The organism is Bacilli bacterium (assembly GCA_035326105.1).
Lineage (GTDB): Bacteria > Bacillota_I > Bacilli_A > RFN20 > CAG-826 > UBA7706.
Window position 1 is genome coordinate 795,006 of the sequence record DAOKYO010000001.1, and the last position, 16,820, is coordinate 811,825.

At 40.7% G+C, this 16,820-nt stretch carries 19 protein-coding genes and 5 tRNA genes; 9 read left to right on the forward strand and 15 right to left on the reverse strand.

All coding sequences use genetic code 11. The annotated features are described in order from the left end of the window. Positions 1–117 precede the first annotated feature (117 nt). The 8 genes from ychF (at position 118) to PKC96_03615 (ending at position 7,995) form a co-directional block, all read left to right on the forward strand. Positions 118–1,227 carry a redox-regulated ATPase YchF gene (ychF, locus tag PKC96_03580; protein ID HMM00408.1) on the forward strand — a complete coding sequence of 370 codons (1,110 nt, stop codon included), beginning with the start codon at positions 118–120 and terminating at the stop codon, positions 1,225–1,227. 4 nt (positions 1,228–1,231) lie between these two features. Beyond that, entirely contained in the window at positions 1,232–1,708 is a 477-nt protein-coding gene (ispF, locus tag PKC96_03585) for a 2-C-methyl-D-erythritol 2,4-cyclodiphosphate synthase (GenBank protein HMM00409.1), read from the forward strand. Positions 1,709–1,789: 81 nt separating this feature from the next. Further along, positions 1,790–3,421 (forward strand): arginine--tRNA ligase, encoded by a 1,632-nt coding sequence (gene argS / locus PKC96_03590; protein HMM00410.1) that lies wholly within the window; start codon positions 1,790–1,792, stop codon positions 3,419–3,421. 20 nt (positions 3,422–3,441) lie between these two features. Next, complete coding sequence (gene rpoE / locus PKC96_03595; GenBank protein HMM00411.1) at positions 3,442–3,837, forward strand: DNA-directed RNA polymerase subunit delta; 396 nt, start codon at positions 3,442–3,444, stop codon at positions 3,835–3,837. Positions 3,838–3,872: 35 nt separating this feature from the next. Then, positions 3,873–4,736 (forward strand): class II fructose-1,6-bisphosphate aldolase, encoded by an 864-nt coding sequence (fba, locus tag PKC96_03600; GenBank protein ID HMM00412.1) that lies wholly within the window; start codon positions 3,873–3,875, stop codon positions 4,734–4,736. Positions 4,737–4,794: 58 nt separating this feature from the next. Further along, positions 4,795–5,745 (forward strand): bifunctional oligoribonuclease/PAP phosphatase NrnA, encoded by a 951-nt coding sequence (locus PKC96_03605; GenBank protein ID HMM00413.1) that lies wholly within the window; start codon positions 4,795–4,797, stop codon positions 5,743–5,745. Continuing rightward, on the forward strand, positions 5,738–6,514 hold the full coding sequence (locus PKC96_03610) for a 3'(2'),5'-bisphosphate nucleotidase CysQ (protein ID HMM00414.1): 777 nt from the start codon (positions 5,738–5,740) through the stop codon (positions 6,512–6,514). Before PKC96_03605 ends, PKC96_03610 begins: the two co-directional genes overlap by 8 nt. Further along, positions 6,511–7,995, forward strand: a complete 1,485-nt coding sequence (locus PKC96_03615; GenBank protein ID HMM00415.1) for a 5'-nucleotidase C-terminal domain-containing protein — start codon at positions 6,511–6,513, stop codon at positions 7,993–7,995. Before PKC96_03610 ends, PKC96_03615 begins: the two co-directional genes overlap by 4 nt. Positions 7,996–8,031: 36 nt before the next feature. Here PKC96_03615 and PKC96_03620 read toward each other — a convergent pair whose 3' ends face one another. From PKC96_03620 to PKC96_03690, 15 genes are all read right to left on the reverse strand, one after another. Beyond that, positions 8,032–8,274, reverse strand: coding sequence for a NifU family protein (locus tag PKC96_03620; protein ID HMM00416.1), 243 nt, complete (start codon positions 8,272–8,274; stop codon positions 8,032–8,034). Between the two features lie 155 nt (positions 8,275–8,429). Further along, positions 8,430–8,813 (reverse strand): desulfoferrodoxin family protein, encoded by a 384-nt coding sequence (locus PKC96_03625; GenBank protein ID HMM00417.1) that lies wholly within the window; start codon positions 8,811–8,813, stop codon positions 8,430–8,432. A gap of 327 nt (positions 8,814–9,140) precedes the next feature. After that, positions 9,141–10,079, reverse strand: a complete 939-nt coding sequence (locus PKC96_03630) for an SPFH domain-containing protein (GenBank protein ID HMM00418.1) — start codon at positions 10,077–10,079, stop codon at positions 9,141–9,143. A 14-nt stretch (positions 10,080–10,093) separates the two neighbouring features. Continuing rightward, positions 10,094–10,564 carry an NfeD family protein gene (locus PKC96_03635; GenBank protein ID HMM00419.1) on the reverse strand — a complete coding sequence of 157 codons (471 nt, stop codon included), beginning with the start codon at positions 10,562–10,564 and terminating at the stop codon, positions 10,094–10,096. A 2-nt stretch (positions 10,565–10,566) separates the two neighbouring features. Beyond that, positions 10,567–10,947: a hypothetical protein gene (locus PKC96_03640; protein HMM00420.1), complete on the reverse strand. Its 381-nt coding sequence runs from the start codon at positions 10,945–10,947 to the stop codon at positions 10,567–10,569. A gap of 183 nt (positions 10,948–11,130) precedes the next feature. Further along, on the reverse strand, positions 11,131–11,859 hold the full coding sequence (locus tag PKC96_03645) for a hypothetical protein (protein ID HMM00421.1): 729 nt from the start codon (positions 11,857–11,859) through the stop codon (positions 11,131–11,133). 385 nt (positions 11,860–12,244) lie between these two features. Beyond that, positions 12,245–12,333: transfer RNA gene (locus tag PKC96_03650), tRNA-Leu, on the reverse strand. Between the two features lies 1 nt (position 12,334). Further along, positions 12,335–12,410, reverse strand: a tRNA-Lys gene (locus PKC96_03655). 5 nt (positions 12,411–12,415) lie between these two features. Then, a tRNA-Gln gene (locus tag PKC96_03660) sits at positions 12,416–12,491 on the reverse strand. A gap of 6 nt (positions 12,492–12,497) precedes the next feature. Then, positions 12,498–12,581 (reverse strand) — tRNA-Tyr (locus PKC96_03665). Between the two features lie 22 nt (positions 12,582–12,603). Further along, a tRNA-Val gene (locus PKC96_03670) sits at positions 12,604–12,679 on the reverse strand. A gap of 131 nt (positions 12,680–12,810) precedes the next feature. After that, positions 12,811–14,091, reverse strand: coding sequence for a glucose-6-phosphate isomerase (locus PKC96_03675; protein ID HMM00422.1), 1,281 nt, complete (start codon positions 14,089–14,091; stop codon positions 12,811–12,813). Beyond that, positions 14,088–14,480, reverse strand: coding sequence for a S1 RNA-binding domain-containing protein (locus tag PKC96_03680; GenBank protein HMM00423.1), 393 nt, complete (start codon positions 14,478–14,480; stop codon positions 14,088–14,090). Before PKC96_03680 ends, PKC96_03675 begins: the two co-directional genes overlap by 4 nt. Next, positions 14,470–15,183, reverse strand: coding sequence for a 2-C-methyl-D-erythritol 4-phosphate cytidylyltransferase (gene ispD / locus PKC96_03685; GenBank protein ID HMM00424.1), 714 nt, complete (start codon positions 15,181–15,183; stop codon positions 14,470–14,472). Before ispD ends, PKC96_03680 begins: the two co-directional genes overlap by 11 nt. Positions 15,184–15,276: 93 nt before the next feature. After that, on the reverse strand, positions 15,277–16,113 hold the full coding sequence (locus PKC96_03690; GenBank protein HMM00425.1) for an HAD family hydrolase: 837 nt from the start codon (positions 16,111–16,113) through the stop codon (positions 15,277–15,279). 186 nt (positions 16,114–16,299) lie between these two features. Here PKC96_03690 and PKC96_03695 point away from each other — a divergent pair, with 186 nt between their 5' ends. Then, on the forward strand, positions 16,300–16,815 hold the full coding sequence (locus PKC96_03695) for a hypothetical protein (GenBank protein ID HMM00426.1): 516 nt from the start codon (positions 16,300–16,302) through the stop codon (positions 16,813–16,815). Positions 16,816–16,820 lie beyond the last annotated feature (5 nt).

Below are 16,820 nucleotides of genomic sequence, written 5' to 3' on the forward strand. Positions count from 1 at the left end.
TTAACAAATTGCTAGAACAGCGAAAGCTACCCGGTTTGGGTAGCTTTTTAAATTGTTTTTTCTTATTTTGACCACTATAATACTATTGCTTGTGTATATAGTTTGGAGGCAAATATTATGTCATTAAAAGCGGGAATTGTCGGGTTGCCTAACGTTGGTAAATCGACTCTTTTCAATGCGATTACCAACTCGCATGTGGAAGCAGCCAATTATCCATTTGCAACTATTAAACCCAACACCGGAATTGTTACCGTTCCCGATGAACGTGTTGATTTCTTAACAAAACTTTTTGAACCAAAACGGACTATTTTTGCCACGTTTGAGTTTTATGATATTGCCGGCCTTGTCAAGGGTGCCAGTCAAGGTGAAGGATTAGGCAATCAGTTCTTATCGCATATTCGCGAGTGCGATGCGATTGTCGAGGTGGTGCGTTGTTTTGATAACCCGGAAATTATCCATGTCGAAAATACAATTGATCCGAAACGTGATATTGAAATAATCAATCTCGAACTAGTTATGGCCGATTTAGATACGGTAAATAAACGCTATGCTAAAATCGCTACCAAAGCCCGGGTAGCTAAGGACAAAGAGGCGATTAAAGAGGCGGAAATCGATGAGACGTTAATTGCCGCTTTACAAAAAGGAATCCCTGCCCGCGCTGTCGGCAATTTGAGTGACGACCAGCGTGATTTTGTTATCAAAAATTACTTTCTTTTGACGATGAAACCGATTATCTATGTCGCTAATGTTTCGGAGGAGGATTACGCTAATCCGGACGCCAATAAATACTATCAAGTTGTCAAGACAATCGCAGCCGCCGAGAAGGCAGAAGCAATTCCTGTCTCTTGTCAAATTGAAGCCGAACTTAGCGAATTATCCTCTTTGGAGAAACATGAGTATTTAGCTTCGCTTGGAGCAAAAGAAAGCGGACTTGATAAGGTTGTCAAGGCTTCCTATCGCTTATTGAATCTATCGACTTTCTTCACTGTGGGTAAGGACGAGGTACGGGCTTGGACTTTCTTAAATGGGATGAGTGCCCCTAATTGTGCGGGAATAATTCATACTGATTTTGAAAGAGGATTCATCAAAGCGGAAGTCTACAGTTATGGTGACATACACGAACTAGGCAGTGAAATGGCCGTTAAAGAAGCCGGAAAATTAAGAATTGAAGGAAAGGAATATCGGATGAAAGATGGTGATATCGTCTTCTTCCGGTTTAATGTATAAAAATATGTTTCGCGTGGGGTTTGGAAAAGATATTCATCGTCTCGTGAGCGGAAAGCCTCTAATATTGGGAGGCGTGAAAATAAACTTTTCCTATGGGCTTGAAGGTCACAGTGATGCGGATGTTGTTTACCACGCACTTACCGACGCGGTTTTAGGCGCTTTGGCCCTCGGTGATATTGGAACTCGTTTTCCTAATACGGATATTAAATATAAAAATTGCGATAGCAGTTTGTTTGTTAAAGAGGCTTGCCGACTGATGAAAGAAGCCGATTATAGAATCGGAAATATCGATATTTTAATCGAAGCAGAGGAGCCGGTTTTACGCCCCTATATCCAGCAAATGCAACTTAATATTGCAAAATTATTCATGACGGATGCGACTAATGTTAGTTTAAAAGCGGGGACGCGCGAAAAAATGGATGCCGTCGGAAAAAAACAAGCAATTGAAGCAACGGCAGTGGTTTTACTTGAAAAAGAATGAATTATTATCGGCTTTGCTTAATAATTATTTGCTTATTCTTTATACTAAAGTATAATAAACTAGAATTCGGCGGAGGAACGCATGAGTATTGAGACTAAATTAAAAGAAAAGATCAGCGCGGCATTAAAAGAACTTGGTCATGAAGTTGCGCTCGATAGTATCATCATTGAGCACTCAAAAGAAGTGGCGCATGGTGACTTCGCTAGTAACGTCGCTTTACAAAATGCGCGTGCTCTTAAGTCTAACCCGCGGAAGATAGCCGAAGATATCGCCAAAATTATCAATATGGACGGCATCGAACACATCGAAATTGCCGGGCCGGGTTTTTTAAATTTCTTTCTTAAAGAGGAAACATTGACATCAGTACTGACGAAGATCAAAACCGATGGTGCCACTTATGGCGCGTCTTTAAACGGTAACCATAAAAGAATAAATGTTGAATTTGTCTCCGCCAATCCGACCGGTGATTTGCATTTAGGTCACGCGCGTGGAGCGGCGATAGGCGACGTCATTTGCCGGTTGTATTCCGATACGGGATTTGATGTTGTCAGGGAGTACTATGTGAACGACGCTGGCATTCAGATTAATCATTTGGGCGAGTCCCTTCGCGCTCGTTACCATCAAGAATTTAATGATGATGTGGCCGTTCCAGAAGATGGATATCACGGCGAAGATTTGGTCGAATTGGCAAAGATTATTAAAACCGAAGTAAATGATAAGTATATGGTTGATTCCAGCGAATCCACTCGTTTTTTTATGCGTCGGGGCGTTGAACTTGAATTAGCGAAGATTGAAAATGACCTGAATCTTTTCCGGGTTTGTTTTGATAAATATTCATTTGAAACTGATGTACGCAATGATAATGGCGTTGAGAAAATTATTGAGGCGCTAACGAATAAGCAGTTTTTGTATGAAGAAGATGGTGCCCTGTTTCTTAAAACTACGGTTTTTGGTGATGACAAGGATCGGGTTGTTGTTAAGAAAAATGGCCAATACACTTATTTTTTACCGGACATTGCTTACCATTTGAACAAACTTTCACGTAATTTTTCAAAACTTATCGATGTGTTGGGCGCGGACCATCACGGCTATATTTCCCGGATGAAAGCGGCTCTACAAATGTTTGGCTACCCGGAAGATATTTTGGATGTCGAACTAATTCAAATGGTGCGTTTGATTAAAGACGGGCAAGAATTCAAGATGAGTAAACGAAGTGGCAAAGCAGTGACGTTGCGCGAGTTATGCGATGAGGTCGGAGTGGATGCGGTTCGCTACTATTTTGTGAGTCGAGCGGCTTCCTCACATCTTGATTTTGATCTTGACTTAGCTCATGAGACGTCAAGTGCTAATCCGGTTTATTATGCGCAATATGCTCACGCTCGTTTGGCGACCGTTTTGGGCAAAGCCAAAAAGTTTGCGTTTGATTATTCGGGAGTGGGATTGTCGGCTACATCGGAAGTGGCGCTGCTAAAGTTATTGGCGGATTTTCCGAATATCGAATGGGATGCGGCCATCAGCCGTTCACCCTATAAAATCACCAATTACATCCAGAAGTTAGCTTCGGCGATTCATGGATTTTATACCGAATGTCGGGTAATTGATGAAGAAAATATACCTTTGACCAGCTCGCGCTTAGCCTTGGTTGATTGTTCGGAGATTGTTTTAAGAAAGGCTTTAAATCTTATCGGTGTATCGGCACCGGAAAAGATGTAAAATACATTGGAGGAAAAAATATGGTTGCCAGAGCTACACTAGATGTCGCATTTGAAATTCTTGAAGAAAACAAAGGACCGCTGTCGTTTTTTAACTTATGGACAAAGGTTGCTGAGGCTCAAGGGTATGATGAGGGAGAAAGACATCACCACATTTCTCGGTTTTACACTAATCTGTCATTGGATGGGCGCTTTGTTAATTTAGGCGACAATACTTGGGATTTGCGTAAAAACAATACATATGACAAAGTTCACATCGACATCAACGATGTTTATTCGGATGTTGAGATGACCGATAACGACGAAGAAGAAGAGGCGGAACTTAAAGAAGAGATTGGCGCCTTTGATGATACACCGGCTGAAGATGATTATGACGAAGAAGAAACCGATGACAAAGGTTTTCGGGAAGACCTTTAATTTTCCGAGCTAACACGAGGTGAAAGGAGATTTTTATGCCATTAGTTAGTATGAAAGAGATGTTGAATAAAGCCAAAGCCGAACACTATGCGGTGGGACAATTCAACATAAACAATTTAGAGTGGACAATTGCCATTCTTGATAAGTGTCAAGAGCTCAAAGCTCCAGTAATTCTAGGGGTAAGCAGCGGTGCCGCCAAATATATGGGTGGATTCCATGTCATTGTTAAGATGGTTGAAGGATTAATTATTGATAAAGGATATACGATTCCGATTGCAATTCACTTGGATCACGGAGCCAGTTTTGAGTTATGCAAAACGGCAATTGACGCTGGTTTTACATCGGTGATGATTGATGCCAGCAAATATGAATTGGCAGAAAATATTCGAATTACCAAGCAGGTTGTTGATTATGCGCGCGCGCAAAATCGGGAAATTTCGGTTGAAGCGGAACTAGGCCATGTCGGCGGACAAGAAGAAGATGTCATTGCTGAAACAATGTACGCTCGGCCAGATGAATGCTTAGCGATGATTAAAGAGAGTGGAATTGATTGTGTGGCTCCGGCTCTCGGAAGCGTTCATGGTCCATATAAAGGTGAGCCAAAGCTTGGTTTCCCAGAGATGAAAGAGATTAGTGAACTCGTTAAAATTCCTCTCGTCCTTCATGGTGGATCAGGAATTCCTGATTTTCAGATTAAAATGGCCATCGAACGGGGAACAGCTAAAATTAACGTTAACACCGAATGTCAGCAATCCTTCACGGCAGTTGTGCGTGAAGTATTGAAAAACGATGAAAAAGTTTATGACCCACGGAAGGTTATCGGCCCGGGAATGAAAGGTATTGCTAACGTTGTCCAGGCCAAATGTGAGGTCTTTGGTTGCATTGGCAAAGCCGAATAAGTTATAATAGGTCTCCTACGGAGACCTTTTTATTTGGTCGTAGGTTGGAAGGAAATTTATGCGTATACAAAAGAGTATTTATAATTTAATCCGGAGCTCAGATATTATTACTATTTTTGGTCATGTCAATCCGGATGATGACTGCTATGGGTCGCAAGTTGGACTTCGCGATTCCCTTCGTCAGACTTTTCCCCATAAGCAAATATATGCCTTGGGTTCCGGCTCCAGTCGGCTTCTCGATTATGTCGGCAAAATGGATGTAATTGACGACGAAACTATTAAAAAGTCTCTGGCAATAATTGTCGATGTTGGCGATCGCGAAAGAATTGAAGATCAAAGGTTTTCCATCGCCAAGAAAATGATTAAAATCGACCACCATATTTTTACCGAAGCCTTTGCTGATTATGAATGGATCGATACGATGTATGTCGCGGCCTCAGAAATGATTGCCGACTTTGTTATTTTTAATCATATGCGGATGCCATTATCCGCCGCGCGGGCCTTATTTGCCGGTATCAGTGCCGATTCCGGTCGTTTTCAATATGCTCCAACATCGGAACGCACATTTAGACTGGCGGCCGAATTAATTGAAATAGGCGCTAATCCAAGTGAACTATATGATTTGATTTATGTTTATAATCCCCAATTTGTTCGTTTTAAAAGCGAAGTGGTCGCTAATTATCAGACCAATGGAGTTGTGGCGTATCTAGTTATTGATCAGCCTTTTTTGCTTGCCCGTAATCTAAAAAGCGGCGATGCATATGGCTTAGTTAATGGAATAGCCAATATGGATGGATTTCCGATTTGGATTAGTTTCGTCGAGCGAGAAGATGGAATAGTCAATTGTGAAATTCGAGCCAAAAAAGTAAACATTCAACCAGTGGCAAGCGCTTTTGGTGGCGGTGGCCATGAACAGGCGGCTGGATGCCGGTTGGATTCAATCAAACGCATTCCGGATGTTTTAGCGGCCTTAAATAGAGCGGCTAAAGGAGATGACGACAATGTTTGAACAAGAGCTAAGAGCGGCGATTGACGCCGCTATTAAGGCAAAGAGGCACGTCCTTGGAGTCTATGAAACTTCATTTGCAGTGGAGATTAAAGCTGATAATTCTCCCGTTACTGAAGCTGACAAAGGTGCGGACAGAATCATTCGTACTTTTCTTCAAAAGCGTTTTCCCGATTATGCGTTTTTGACGGAGGAAAGTATCGACGATAAGACGCGCTTACAAAATGACTATGTTTGGATTGTAGATCCGGTAGACGGCACGAAAGATTTTGTCAATCATGACGATGAATTTACAATTAATATTGCCCTGGCCTATAAGCATGAAATTGTTCTTGGAGTCGTGCTTGTTCCCGTCAGTGGCGACATATATTATGCGCTCAAAAATGGGGGCTCATTTCGCTTAAGAAACAATATTATTACGAAATTGCATGTTAATGGCAAAACCGAAGGCTTGACGGTTCTTACCAGCCGATATCACATGAATGAAAAAGAAAGAACAACAATCAATGTTCACAAAAACAAGATTGTTCGGGTTATGAGCGTCGGATCTTCTTTGAAGCCATGTTATATTGCGGCCGGAGAAGCAGAGTTGTCATATCGCTTTTCCAGTGGAACCAAGGAATGGGATACGGCGGCTAATCAAATTATTGTTGAGGAAGCCGGCGGTATTTTTGTTAAACCGGACGGAAGTCGCTATATTTACAACCGCGAAGACGTCGTTAATCGGGAAGGCTATGTTATTACTAATCGAAAGGAAAACTTATTATTATGAAAAAAAGAATTTTATTTGTTCTTCTTCCTTTGCTTTTGGCCGGGTGCAATCCCAGCGCTAGCAGCAGTCATTCTTCCTATAGTGTGCCAAGTTTTAATACATCATACGATAATACGCTTGAACCCAATAAGGATGAGCAGGGTAACTATCTATTGGACTTTTATGGTCTAAATGATTTTCATGGTTCCGTGGCCGAAGATGAGGCGGAAAGTCAACCCGGTTTTAGCAAAATCGCTGCCTTTTTGAAAGAAAAACGGACGGAGAATCCCGGCGGTACCGTGATTGTTTCTAGCGGTGATATGTGGCAAGGATCAGCCGATAGCAATATTACCCATGGTGAATTGGTCGTTGATTTAATGAACTACGTTGGTTTTGATGCCATGGCGCTCGGCAATCATGAATTTGATTGGGAAATCTCGCAAATTGAAGAAAATGCGCAAAAGGCTAATTTCCCTTTTCTAGGAGCTAACATTGTCAGCAGTACAACTGGTCAAAGGGCGGACTTTGCGCTTCCTTCAGTCATGATAAAACGCGGCCCACTGAATATCGGAATCATCGGTACGATCGGCGCAAATTTAGAGAGTTCCATCGTAGCTTCCGCGCTTGCTGGTTACGAATTCGCTCCCCAGGCTCCGATTGTTGCCGATGAGAGTGAACGTTTAAAGGATGAAGGTGCGGATGCGGTTGTTCTTCTTACTCATGATTCCTGGGCCACGCTCTATTTGGATGGACGAACAATCGTTGATAACCATTATGTTGATGCCGTTTTTTCGGGACATGCCCATGTTACGGATCGGCATCTGGAAAATAACATTCCTATTTTGCAGACTACCGGTATGGGCGAGCAGATTATGCATATTCAACTAGCAATCTCGGAAACGGGGGAAGTCACTCCTACCACTTATGAGGTCTTAGACTCATCGACATATGTTTCCGGTTTAACCCCTGACACTTTAGCGCAGGAAATCTATGATTATTACTACTACAATTTTATTAAAGACATTAAAGAAGAAGTTGTGGGTAAAGTCGGTTCGACCATGAACCTGATGCAAATTTCATACATGGCCTGCTATACAATGCTTCAGCACGCAAGAACGGTTGATGATACGGTGGTAGCCGCTTTCCATAATAACTATGGAGGAATACGCGTGGATTCATGGCCCAAGGGACAGATGACGTATGGCGACATATATAAGACGATTCCCTTTGATAATTACATATCTATTTTTGAAGTGAGCGGCGAATCCATAAAACAGATGGCCAATCAATACTCGGCAGTGGCTACGGTTAAAGAGACGGAGTTAGTTAATAGCCAAGTTTATAAGATTGCGATTATCTCCTACCTATCAGAAGGTCGGGCGGCACCGTATTTACTAGATGATGGCGTTATTATCAGTGGTTTTGTCCGTGATCTTATCGCTCAAGAGTTCCGGGATAACGGAACGGTATATCCGAATACTTATAGTGCTTACGCAATATAAAAATAAAGCTTCCGAGATAATCGGAAGCTTTTTTATTTAATAAAGACTAGGATCATTTTCCAAGCTAACACCGAGCACGCCGGGAACTTCCTCCATCAGGATAACTTCAATTCCTTGGGTCAAAGTAGTGTCAATCAAGGAGCAACCTTGACAAGCACCGACCATCGAAACATAGACGACACCATTATCAAAACGAAGAAATTTAACGTCTCCGCCATCGCGGCGAATAAAAGGGCGAATTTTATCTAAAGTCTGTTCAATTTGTTCCTCAATAGTCATAATACCTACCTCGTCGATTATTCTAGCACAATGCCACTGATTAAACATCAAATGTGATAAAAATAATCGGGTTTAATTACTTCATTCGGCTATTAAAAAATGCCCCAGGCTTTACGTTCCAGGGGCATTTATAAATTAGACTATTACTCTTTAAATTATAAGGTGACTTTCCAAAGGCCATGAATATTGCAAAATGCATAGGCCTCCAAAATCTTTTCATCCTTAGCGAGTCCAAAGTAGGCTTCCGGTTTATCACCCGGTTTTAAAACCCGACGATAGGCACCTTTGTCAGTAATGAGGTAAATCCATTCAATCCAGTGTTCAGCAACCATTGGGTGGGGTACTTCACCGACAGTAACCGTAACTTGGTTAGCATCAACTTTAACAACCGGAATATGTTTTTCCGTTGCCACGCCTTCCTTCGTATTGGCCTTTAACTCGGTCATTGGAGTTCCGCAGCATACGGGGTTGACGCCGCTATCATAAATCATATCGACTTCATTTCCACAATGCATGCATTTGTAAAACTTAACCGCCATTTCAATTTCCTCCTTGGATTTTAATCCGCCTTTAGTATATCAAAAAATAACACCTGTGGCGCAATTATGGCAAAATAAAATACAAAAAGTTCAAAAGAAAAGTAATCGTGAAAGTGATTTGCTTTGATAGATAACGATTAAAAGCACAAAGCAGAAGCACGCTTTTTACCTATATAACTATAAAATATCTCATTTATCGATTAAGTCGTGCTATTACTTTTTAGTAAAACATTGACTTATATATTTGCCGAATTGGATACTATCGTTCTTTTCAATTGAAAAAGGGCAACAAAAAAAGGTCTGCGTCGCAGACCTTTAGTTAGTAGTTTACTTGTCTTTGATAACTTCTTTAATAGCAGTAGCCATGCTGGCGATGTTTTGCATATCACCAGGAATAATGATTTTCGTCGCTTGGCCTTCGGAAACTTTCATCATGGCTTCATATTGCTTAATCTTCAAGACGGCTTCGCTAGGTGAAGCTTTTTTAATGGCTTCGATTCCCTGTGCTTCCGCTTGCTTTACCATAATGAGCGCATCGGCTTCTGCCCGCTTAATGGTCAGAGTTGATTCGGCTTGACCCTGAGCCCGCATAATGGCGGCTTTCTTATCGGCTTCCGCATTTAAAATTTCGGATTCTTTTTTACCTTCGGCCAACAGGATAGCTGATTTCTTTTCCCCTTCAGCAAGAAGGATCTTTTCCCGGCGCTCTCTTTCAGCCCGCATTTGCCGTTCCATCGCATCACGGATATCCTTCGGAGGAAGAATGTTTTTAACTTCCACCCGGTTGACTTTAATGCCCCAGGGATCGGTTGCTTCATCGAGAGTAGCCCGCATTTTAGAATTGATAATATCCCGGCTGGTTAGGGTTTCATCTAAATCAAGATCACCAATAATATTACGCAATGTGGTTGCCGACAGATTTTCAATTGCGGCGAGAGGATTCTCTACGCCATAGGCATATAACTTTGCGTCGGTGATCGTAAAGAAAACGACTGTATCAATCTGCATTGTGACGTTATCTTTTGTAATAACCGGTTGCGGATCAAAATCTTTTACCTGCTCTTTCATAGTAACAATCTTGGTCACGCGGTCAATAAATGGAACCAGAATGTGGAAGCCCACGGTCCAAGTAGTGTGATAGGCGCCAAGCCGTTCCACGACATACTTGTTAGTCTGATGGACAATCCGAATTGAACCAATAAAGATCAATAAACCAATAAAAACGATAATTGCAAGAACTACCAAGAAAACTTCAATACCACTCATTTTATTTCCTCCTGTTACTTGGTAATGGCATCACTGTCACTACTTTTAATGAGTTTTACGACGAGTTTATTGCCCGAAATGGCCAATATCTCGACGATGCTACCTGTGCTTATTTTACCACCATGCGAATCAGTATTCATTGCCGTCCAAATAACTCCATTGAGTTTGACGGCTCCATACTCGATATCAGTAATTGGATGGACAACGGTTGCCCGGCGGCCGATAATCTCATCGGTGTTACTCTTGATTTCTGAGCGACCAAGCAGTTTCTTAACCAATGGCCGCAATAGAACAAGAACAACCGTGGATACAGCCACAAAGACAACAATTTCAACCCAAAAAGGGACCTCGGGTATAATGCTTAAAATCATTGCCACAATAGCTCCGATAGCAAACCATACAGTTACTAAGCTGGCAGTTGATGCTTCAATGACGATCATTAAGATAAATACTGCCAACCAAATCCAAACCATATAATTATCCATAATTATTTCATTACCTCTTCATTTAGATTTACAACGAGGACTTCCTTGTCGTCATCCCAACTCGTAAGAAACTTCCTTGGACTTCGTCCAAATTCAGTATGGGCTAAGCCGGATATTTTTTCAATCAGCTTTTTGTTTGCGATACGCGAGTAACTATTCTTCACAGTTAACGGAAGCAAACTATCATTATCGATGTCGCCCCGGATAGAGGCGGCGCGGGATACCTTTTTAACAACGATGGAATTTCTTTCATCATCAAAGCCCACCATAACGCGGTAGGCGGTCTTAATCGCCTCCATCGCGGTAGTATTAAATGTTATATTGGTATCGTAAATTGTTGCTATTCCCTGAGACACTTTTTTATTGAACCATGTTAAGGCCATTTTCTCCTCCTTTTCCCCTTATGGCAATATTATAGATGATAAAAAGAAAAAATACAATTAAATACAAAAAAATATTTATAGAAACAATTTAAGATATTATTTTCTTTTAAAACAGCTAAATATACGAGTATAAAAAAACTCCTCACCGCTAGAAGTGAGGAGTCAAAAAAATCATTTTTGCGCTTAATTGATAATTGTCGGCTTATCGTTTGCGTCATCTTTCTTATCTACAAGAATGCTGTGTTGATCATTTGGTTTATCAACCGAAGGTGAAGAAGGAGTTGAAATATTTTTTTCCGCTTTTGCGGTCTTAACCTTTTTAACCTTATCCGCATTTAGTTCGGCTTGATACTTACGATAGTTTCGATATCCAAAGTACCCATCGACTGCGAGATAGATAGCACCCAAAACGGCGATAACAAGCAACATCCAGGCAATCCATTTTGGCGTGAAATCCTTGAGAACCGAGATGATTGATCCTAAAGATAATAAGCCGATGTGAGCCCAAAATTTGGGCTGCTCCGTCTTTTCGCCAAGGAAAGTAACGGAGTAAAAGAACACGATAGCCCGAAAAACCAGCACAAACACCAGCGAGTACTTGTAGACAAGTCCCCAGGCGCTTCCTGGATCCCAACTGTTACCTTCTTGCAAGGCTCTGACGCCAACATAGAGAAGTAAACCGCCTAAAATCGTATCCAGAATAATTTCAACAAGATTTAATGTGCGCAGCCCTTCCTTCTTTAAGGTTCTTAACAAGGGATATACGCGCAGCAAAGAAAATGAAACAATGAAAATGCCACTAATTAAATAAACAATTCCGTTTGCAAAGACCGGAGCCAAGCCGACACCTATTAAAATGGCGGCTAAAACCCACTTAATCAACCAACCATAACCATATTTAAGTTTCTTCATATTGAGTCCTCTCTGGTAATATTTTACATCATTTCGCAAATGCTGTCTTGTCAATTGTTTTTAATTGCATAGTTAAGGAAATTATTTTTTTAATAATTCGGATACTCGATGAATAAAGTCAAGTAACCATCTTCATTAAACTATCGACAGCTTAATTCGAAAAATGATGTCTTATATAAGCATGATTATAGAGTAAAAAGTGATTATGCGATACTAAAATCGTCAAATAGTTATTAAACCGAATTTATGTACAATATTGGCGTCAATTAAATTACCTTAATCATAACGACACATAAAAAGCTCCAAGTCTTTTACGACAAGGAGCTTTCCATGCTATTCTGGTTATTTTGTCATCATATTTAAACGATAAACAAAACATAAAGGTTGGTGCCCGGGACCGGAATCGAACCGGTATGAGGGATTAACCTCGCAGGATTTTAAGTCCTGTGCGTCTACCTATTCCGCCACCTGGGCATGGTGACTCGTAAGAGATTCGAACTCTTGACCCCTTGATTAAAAGTCAAGTGCTCTACCGACTGAGCTAACGAGTCATGATTGGCTGGGGTACCTGGGATCGAACCAGGGAAATGACAGAGTCAAAGTCTGTTGCCTTACCGCTTGGCTATACCCCAAAAAGATGGTGGAGGAGGGTGGATTTGAACCATCGAACCCGAAGGAACTGATTTACAGTCAGCCGCGTTTGGCCACTTCGCTACTCCTCCACAACGTGGTGCAATGTATCAATGGTGGATGTTGAGGGGTTCGAACCCCCGACCTCCGCCGTGTAAAGGCGATGCTCTCCCAGCTGAGCTAAACATCCACATTACACTCCGATACACGTGCTTAATAAATATATCATTGACCCCCGTATTAGTCAATGAAAAAAAAGGAATTTTTTTTCGAGGTTTTCTCGAGTAAAATCCCTTATTTTTAAAATGAAAAATGTGCCGACTAGTAGCCTTTTTTACCCAATAAATGGAACATATTACGCTTGTAAATTTCCACCCCTGGTTGGTTGAAGGGATTAATATCCAAAAGGTAAGCGCTCATCGCACAAGTCTTCATAAAAAAGAAGAACATATAACCGATGTTATAACTATCAATCGTCGGAATATTAATAATTATGTTCGGTACTTTACCTTCCTGTTCGTGGGCGGCAACTGTTCCTTCAAATGCTTTGTCGTTAATAAAATTTAAAGTTTTTCCCTCTAGATAATTTAGGCCATCGAGATTATCGTCATCATGCGGAACCTTGACTTCGTAGGCGGAAGATTCAACGTGAATAACCGTTTCAAAGAGAATGTGCGTTCCCTCTTGAATAAACTGTCCAAGACTATGAAGATCGGTCGAAAAAGTCGCGGAATCAGGAAGCAACCCTTTTCCTTCTTTACCTTCGGACTCACCAAATAACTGTTTGCACCACTCGCCGATCTGCGTATACTGAGGCTCGTAGAGCACAAACATTTCTACTTGATAGTGGTGGTGATAAAGATAATCGCGCGCTACGGCATATTGATAGGCAACATTGCTGTTTAAGTCGGGATTAGAAAAATCCTTAGCGGCATCTTTGGCCCCTAAAAGCAAATTATCAATATCAAATCCCGCACAGGCAATAGGGAAAAGGCCGACCGCGGTAATAACGGAATAGCGGCCTCCGATATTATCCGGTAAGACATAAGTTTGATATCCTTCTTTATCGGCTAAAGTTTTTAATGCGCCCCTTGCTTTATCGGTAGTGGCAAAAATAGCCTTGCGAGCTTCATTTTTACCAACTTTATGTTCCAATAATTCTTTTACCAAGCGAAAAGCAACGGAGGTTTCGGTGGTAGTTCCTGACTTAGATATAACATTAATTGCAAACTTCTTGGTTTTTAAATATGTCAAAACTTGATGAATGTAGGTACTAGAAAAGGTCTGCCCGAGATAAATTATCTCCGGTTTAGCAGCGGAGTATAGACCTCTTAAAGCATCAATGGCTGAACGGGCGCCCAAATAAGAACCGCCGATTCCGCAAACGACGAGAACTTCAAAATTTTGGCGCACATAGGCGGCATCGCGCTTAATTTGAGCCACTTCCGTTTTGTCATAGTCATTCGGCCAAGTTGTCCAACCTAGAAAATCACTTCCGGCGCCGGTTCTTTCATCAATCATCCGATTAATTGCTTCAACCTTTGCTTGATAAGCAGTAAAATCAATTTTTTCAATAACGTGAGACAAATCTAATTTAATCATAATTTCTTTTCCTTCTTCGTAGTTGCCATTGCTTTGGCTTCTTTAATCCATTTTGGGAGACGTTCTTCTAGAGGGCTAAAATCAATTTCAGAGGCGGAAATTAATTTTCGTCTTTTCTCGGAATCGCGCTTGTTGGGCGAAACTTGAGGTATTTTTTTAATTGATAGCCGCAAGAAGTTACTCTTGTGATCAACATCGACAATAATAACTTGAATTTTGGAACCAACTGGGGCAAAATCAGCAATATTTCGAACGAATTTGGTCGATATTTCCGAAATATGCAGTAACCCTTCCTGTTCATTATCGAAGGCTAAAATAGCACCATAGGGGCGTATTTCGATAACAGTTCCCTCACAAATATCTCCCGTATTATAAAGTTTATCCGACATTGTTATCTCCTTCGACTAGTTCAACTAGGGCTTTAAAAATAGAAAAATCTTCATAGGTGGTAATCTTAAAATTCAGAGTACTTCCTTTTGCAATATGCACCTTATGGCCGGCATAAATGGCGATTTGAGCATCATCGCTACAATGAGTGATGCCCTTCTTTTGAGCAAGCATATGCGCCTGATAAATCAAGTCAAATTTAAAACTTTGCGGAGTCTGAACTTGAAATAAACGGGAACGGTCGGGTACTTCTTCAACCCATTCTCCATCACTACTAATAGCAATCGTATTGGGCGAAGCAATGGCAGTTTCCACCGCATCAAATCGTTCAGCCAAAGAAATATTCTCACTGATGATTTTCTCATCAACCAATGGTCTTGCTCCATCATGAATTAAGACAATGTCATCATCTTTTAGTGTCTTTTTGAGTTTCTTAAGGGCCTTTAATACACTTTCCTGGCGCGATGTTCCACCTTCGGTGATCAGACGTATTTTGCTAATGTGGTTAGCCTCGCAAATCGCCTTCACTTCGGCCGCATGTTCAGGTTGCACCACTAAGACGATACTATCAACCTCCGGGTTTTCTTCAAATGAATTTACCGCATACAAAAAAAGAGGTTTTCCTTTTACCAATAAAAATTGCTTAGGAATTTGTGTCCCTACACGTGAACCACTTCCGGCGATTAATACAATTGCAGTGACCATTTTATAACCTCCATAATAATATTACTATTATTAATAATCTTCTTCAATTAAAGTATCAAGCAAATAAAAAAACCGACTTAGTTTATAAGTCGGCTACTTTTTTAATAATTGACTTTGTTTTTTGGCTAACTCCGAGCTAACGGCAATTTCTTGGATAATTAGTTTTACCACTTTGTCTAAGTCGCTGCCCGACGAGTAGTCGGCTTTAGCAATATAATTTACACGTCCATCCTCAAACAATGATTCGACCTTTTCTTTTGATCCGGGTTGATAGACGGCGATGGAGTTACCCCCATTTTCTTTGACCAATATCATAATCGGAATATCGGTCATTCCATCACCAAAATAAATGATGTTCCGGTAGGGAATGCGTCGATTGGATATCTTCTCGTTAACTTTATTGTCATCACTTTGGTCAAGTGCGCCTTTAGAAATGCGGAAAAAATATTGCGTTTTGGCAGTGTAGTTAATCGCCGTTTTAGGCCAAATAGGCTCGCCGCTGTCTTCATCAAAATAAAATTCACAGCCATAGATAGCTTTAAACTCTTTTGCGATAGCGCACCCGTCGATAATCTCCTTTGTTCCGCTACTTACAAGGTAGTGTTCAACTTGAACGCCGAGATTTGCGCCGAATTCATTAATTCTTCTAAACCAAGAAGTAACGCCATTAAAGAACTTAATCTCCCGGCCTAAATTGTTCAAATATTCCCGGGTTAATTTAATGTTTTTTTCTTTGGCAAGTTTCACCATCATATACATATAAGATAAAATTCTCTCGACGTTGGTTTTTGCAGAAAATTCAGTAGTTGCGCCCCAAAATTCCGGTGGAGTCATCCCAAGAGCCGGGATAAAGGAATAATTCTGCATATCCTCTGTACAGAGGGTTTTATCAAAGTCATATAGAATACCGACAATCGATTTTGCCGCCATTTTTGATACCTCGCGAAAGAAATATTATCATAAACGTTTTTTTAAGTCAAAAAAACCCCTAAAAAACTACTAAAGTAAAGAAAAAAAGCGAAAAATAGCGGAAAAGTAAACCAATTAGAAGAAAAAAATGCATTTATAGTTTATTGAATAAGAAAAGTAATATGTCTAGTGATATAATAAAATAATATGAGCGCAACTGAAGTTTTTAGAATTGTCATCCTTTCACTTCTAGCCGTTTATGTCTTAATTGTGTGCATTGTCGGTTATGTGATTTATCGTTTGAGAAAGGCGATGAAGCATGAGTACAGTGTTATTCTTTTTCATGTTGAGCAGCGCTCAAACGCCTTGGAGTTTTTGTCGCCTTTATGTGGCATAAATTTATTAGAGCGGAAGAGTAGCGTTGATGTTAATCGCATATTTGCTGCGCAGGATTTCAACGGCTTGCTAAAGTTACATGAGGATAATAATCATCTGGAAAAAGAGGTGTTTATCGAATTGAGGAATCGGCCTCAACTGCTGAAAGAAGGGCGAGTTGCCCTTTTAATAAATTCACTTGCGCGCGACAATGAATCATTTCGTAAAAGTCTGATTGAGTATAATCGAAGCGTTTCCATATATAACTATTGGATAAAGAGTTTTATCTTTTTTATTTTTGGCCGCCTCTTCAATTTAAAAGAAGGGGAACTTTTCCCCAAGAAATGACGCTT

Excerpts from the sequence above, each read along its gene's own strand:
- ychF (HMM00408.1), top strand. The coding sequence starts at position 118 with ATGTCATTAAAAGCGGGAATTGTCGGGTTGCCTAACGTTGGTAAATCG.
- ispF (HMM00409.1), top strand. The coding sequence starts at position 1,232 with ATGTTTCGCGTGGGGTTTGGAAAAGATATTCATCGTCTCGTGAGCGGA.
- argS (HMM00410.1), top strand. The coding sequence starts at position 1,790 with ATGAGTATTGAGACTAAATTAAAAGAAAAGATCAGCGCGGCATTAAAA.
- rpoE (HMM00411.1), top strand. The coding sequence starts at position 3,442 with ATGGTTGCCAGAGCTACACTAGATGTCGCATTTGAAATTCTTGAAGAA.
- fba (HMM00412.1), top strand. The coding sequence starts at position 3,873 with ATGCCATTAGTTAGTATGAAAGAGATGTTGAATAAAGCCAAAGCCGAA.
- PKC96_03605 (HMM00413.1), top strand. The coding sequence starts at position 4,795 with ATGCGTATACAAAAGAGTATTTATAATTTAATCCGGAGCTCAGATATT.
- PKC96_03610 (HMM00414.1), top strand. The coding sequence starts at position 5,738 with ATGTTTGAACAAGAGCTAAGAGCGGCGATTGACGCCGCTATTAAGGCA.
- PKC96_03615 (HMM00415.1), top strand. The coding sequence starts at position 6,511 with ATGAAAAAAAGAATTTTATTTGTTCTTCTTCCTTTGCTTTTGGCCGGG.
- PKC96_03620 (HMM00416.1), bottom strand. The coding sequence starts at position 8,274 with ATGACTATTGAGGAACAAATTGAACAGACTTTAGATAAAATTCGCCCT.
- PKC96_03625 (HMM00417.1), bottom strand. The coding sequence starts at position 8,813 with ATGGCGGTTAAGTTTTACAAATGCATGCATTGTGGAAATGAAGTCGAT.
- PKC96_03630 (HMM00418.1), bottom strand. The coding sequence starts at position 10,079 with ATGAGTGGTATTGAAGTTTTCTTGGTAGTTCTTGCAATTATCGTTTTT.
- PKC96_03635 (HMM00419.1), bottom strand. The coding sequence starts at position 10,564 with ATGGATAATTATATGGTTTGGATTTGGTTGGCAGTATTTATCTTAATG.
- PKC96_03640 (HMM00420.1), bottom strand. The coding sequence starts at position 10,947 with ATGGCCTTAACATGGTTCAATAAAAAAGTGTCTCAGGGAATAGCAACA.
- PKC96_03645 (HMM00421.1), bottom strand. The coding sequence starts at position 11,859 with ATGAAGAAACTTAAATATGGTTATGGTTGGTTGATTAAGTGGGTTTTA.
- PKC96_03675 (HMM00422.1), bottom strand. The coding sequence starts at position 14,091 with ATGATTAAATTAGATTTGTCTCACGTTATTGAAAAAATTGATTTTACT.
- PKC96_03680 (HMM00423.1), bottom strand. The coding sequence starts at position 14,480 with ATGTCGGATAAACTTTATAATACGGGAGATATTTGTGAGGGAACTGTT.
- ispD (HMM00424.1), bottom strand. The coding sequence starts at position 15,183 with ATGGTCACTGCAATTGTATTAATCGCCGGAAGTGGTTCACGTGTAGGG.
- PKC96_03690 (HMM00425.1), bottom strand. The coding sequence starts at position 16,113 with ATGGCGGCAAAATCGATTGTCGGTATTCTATATGACTTTGATAAAACC.
- PKC96_03695 (HMM00426.1), top strand. The coding sequence starts at position 16,300 with ATGAGCGCAACTGAAGTTTTTAGAATTGTCATCCTTTCACTTCTAGCC.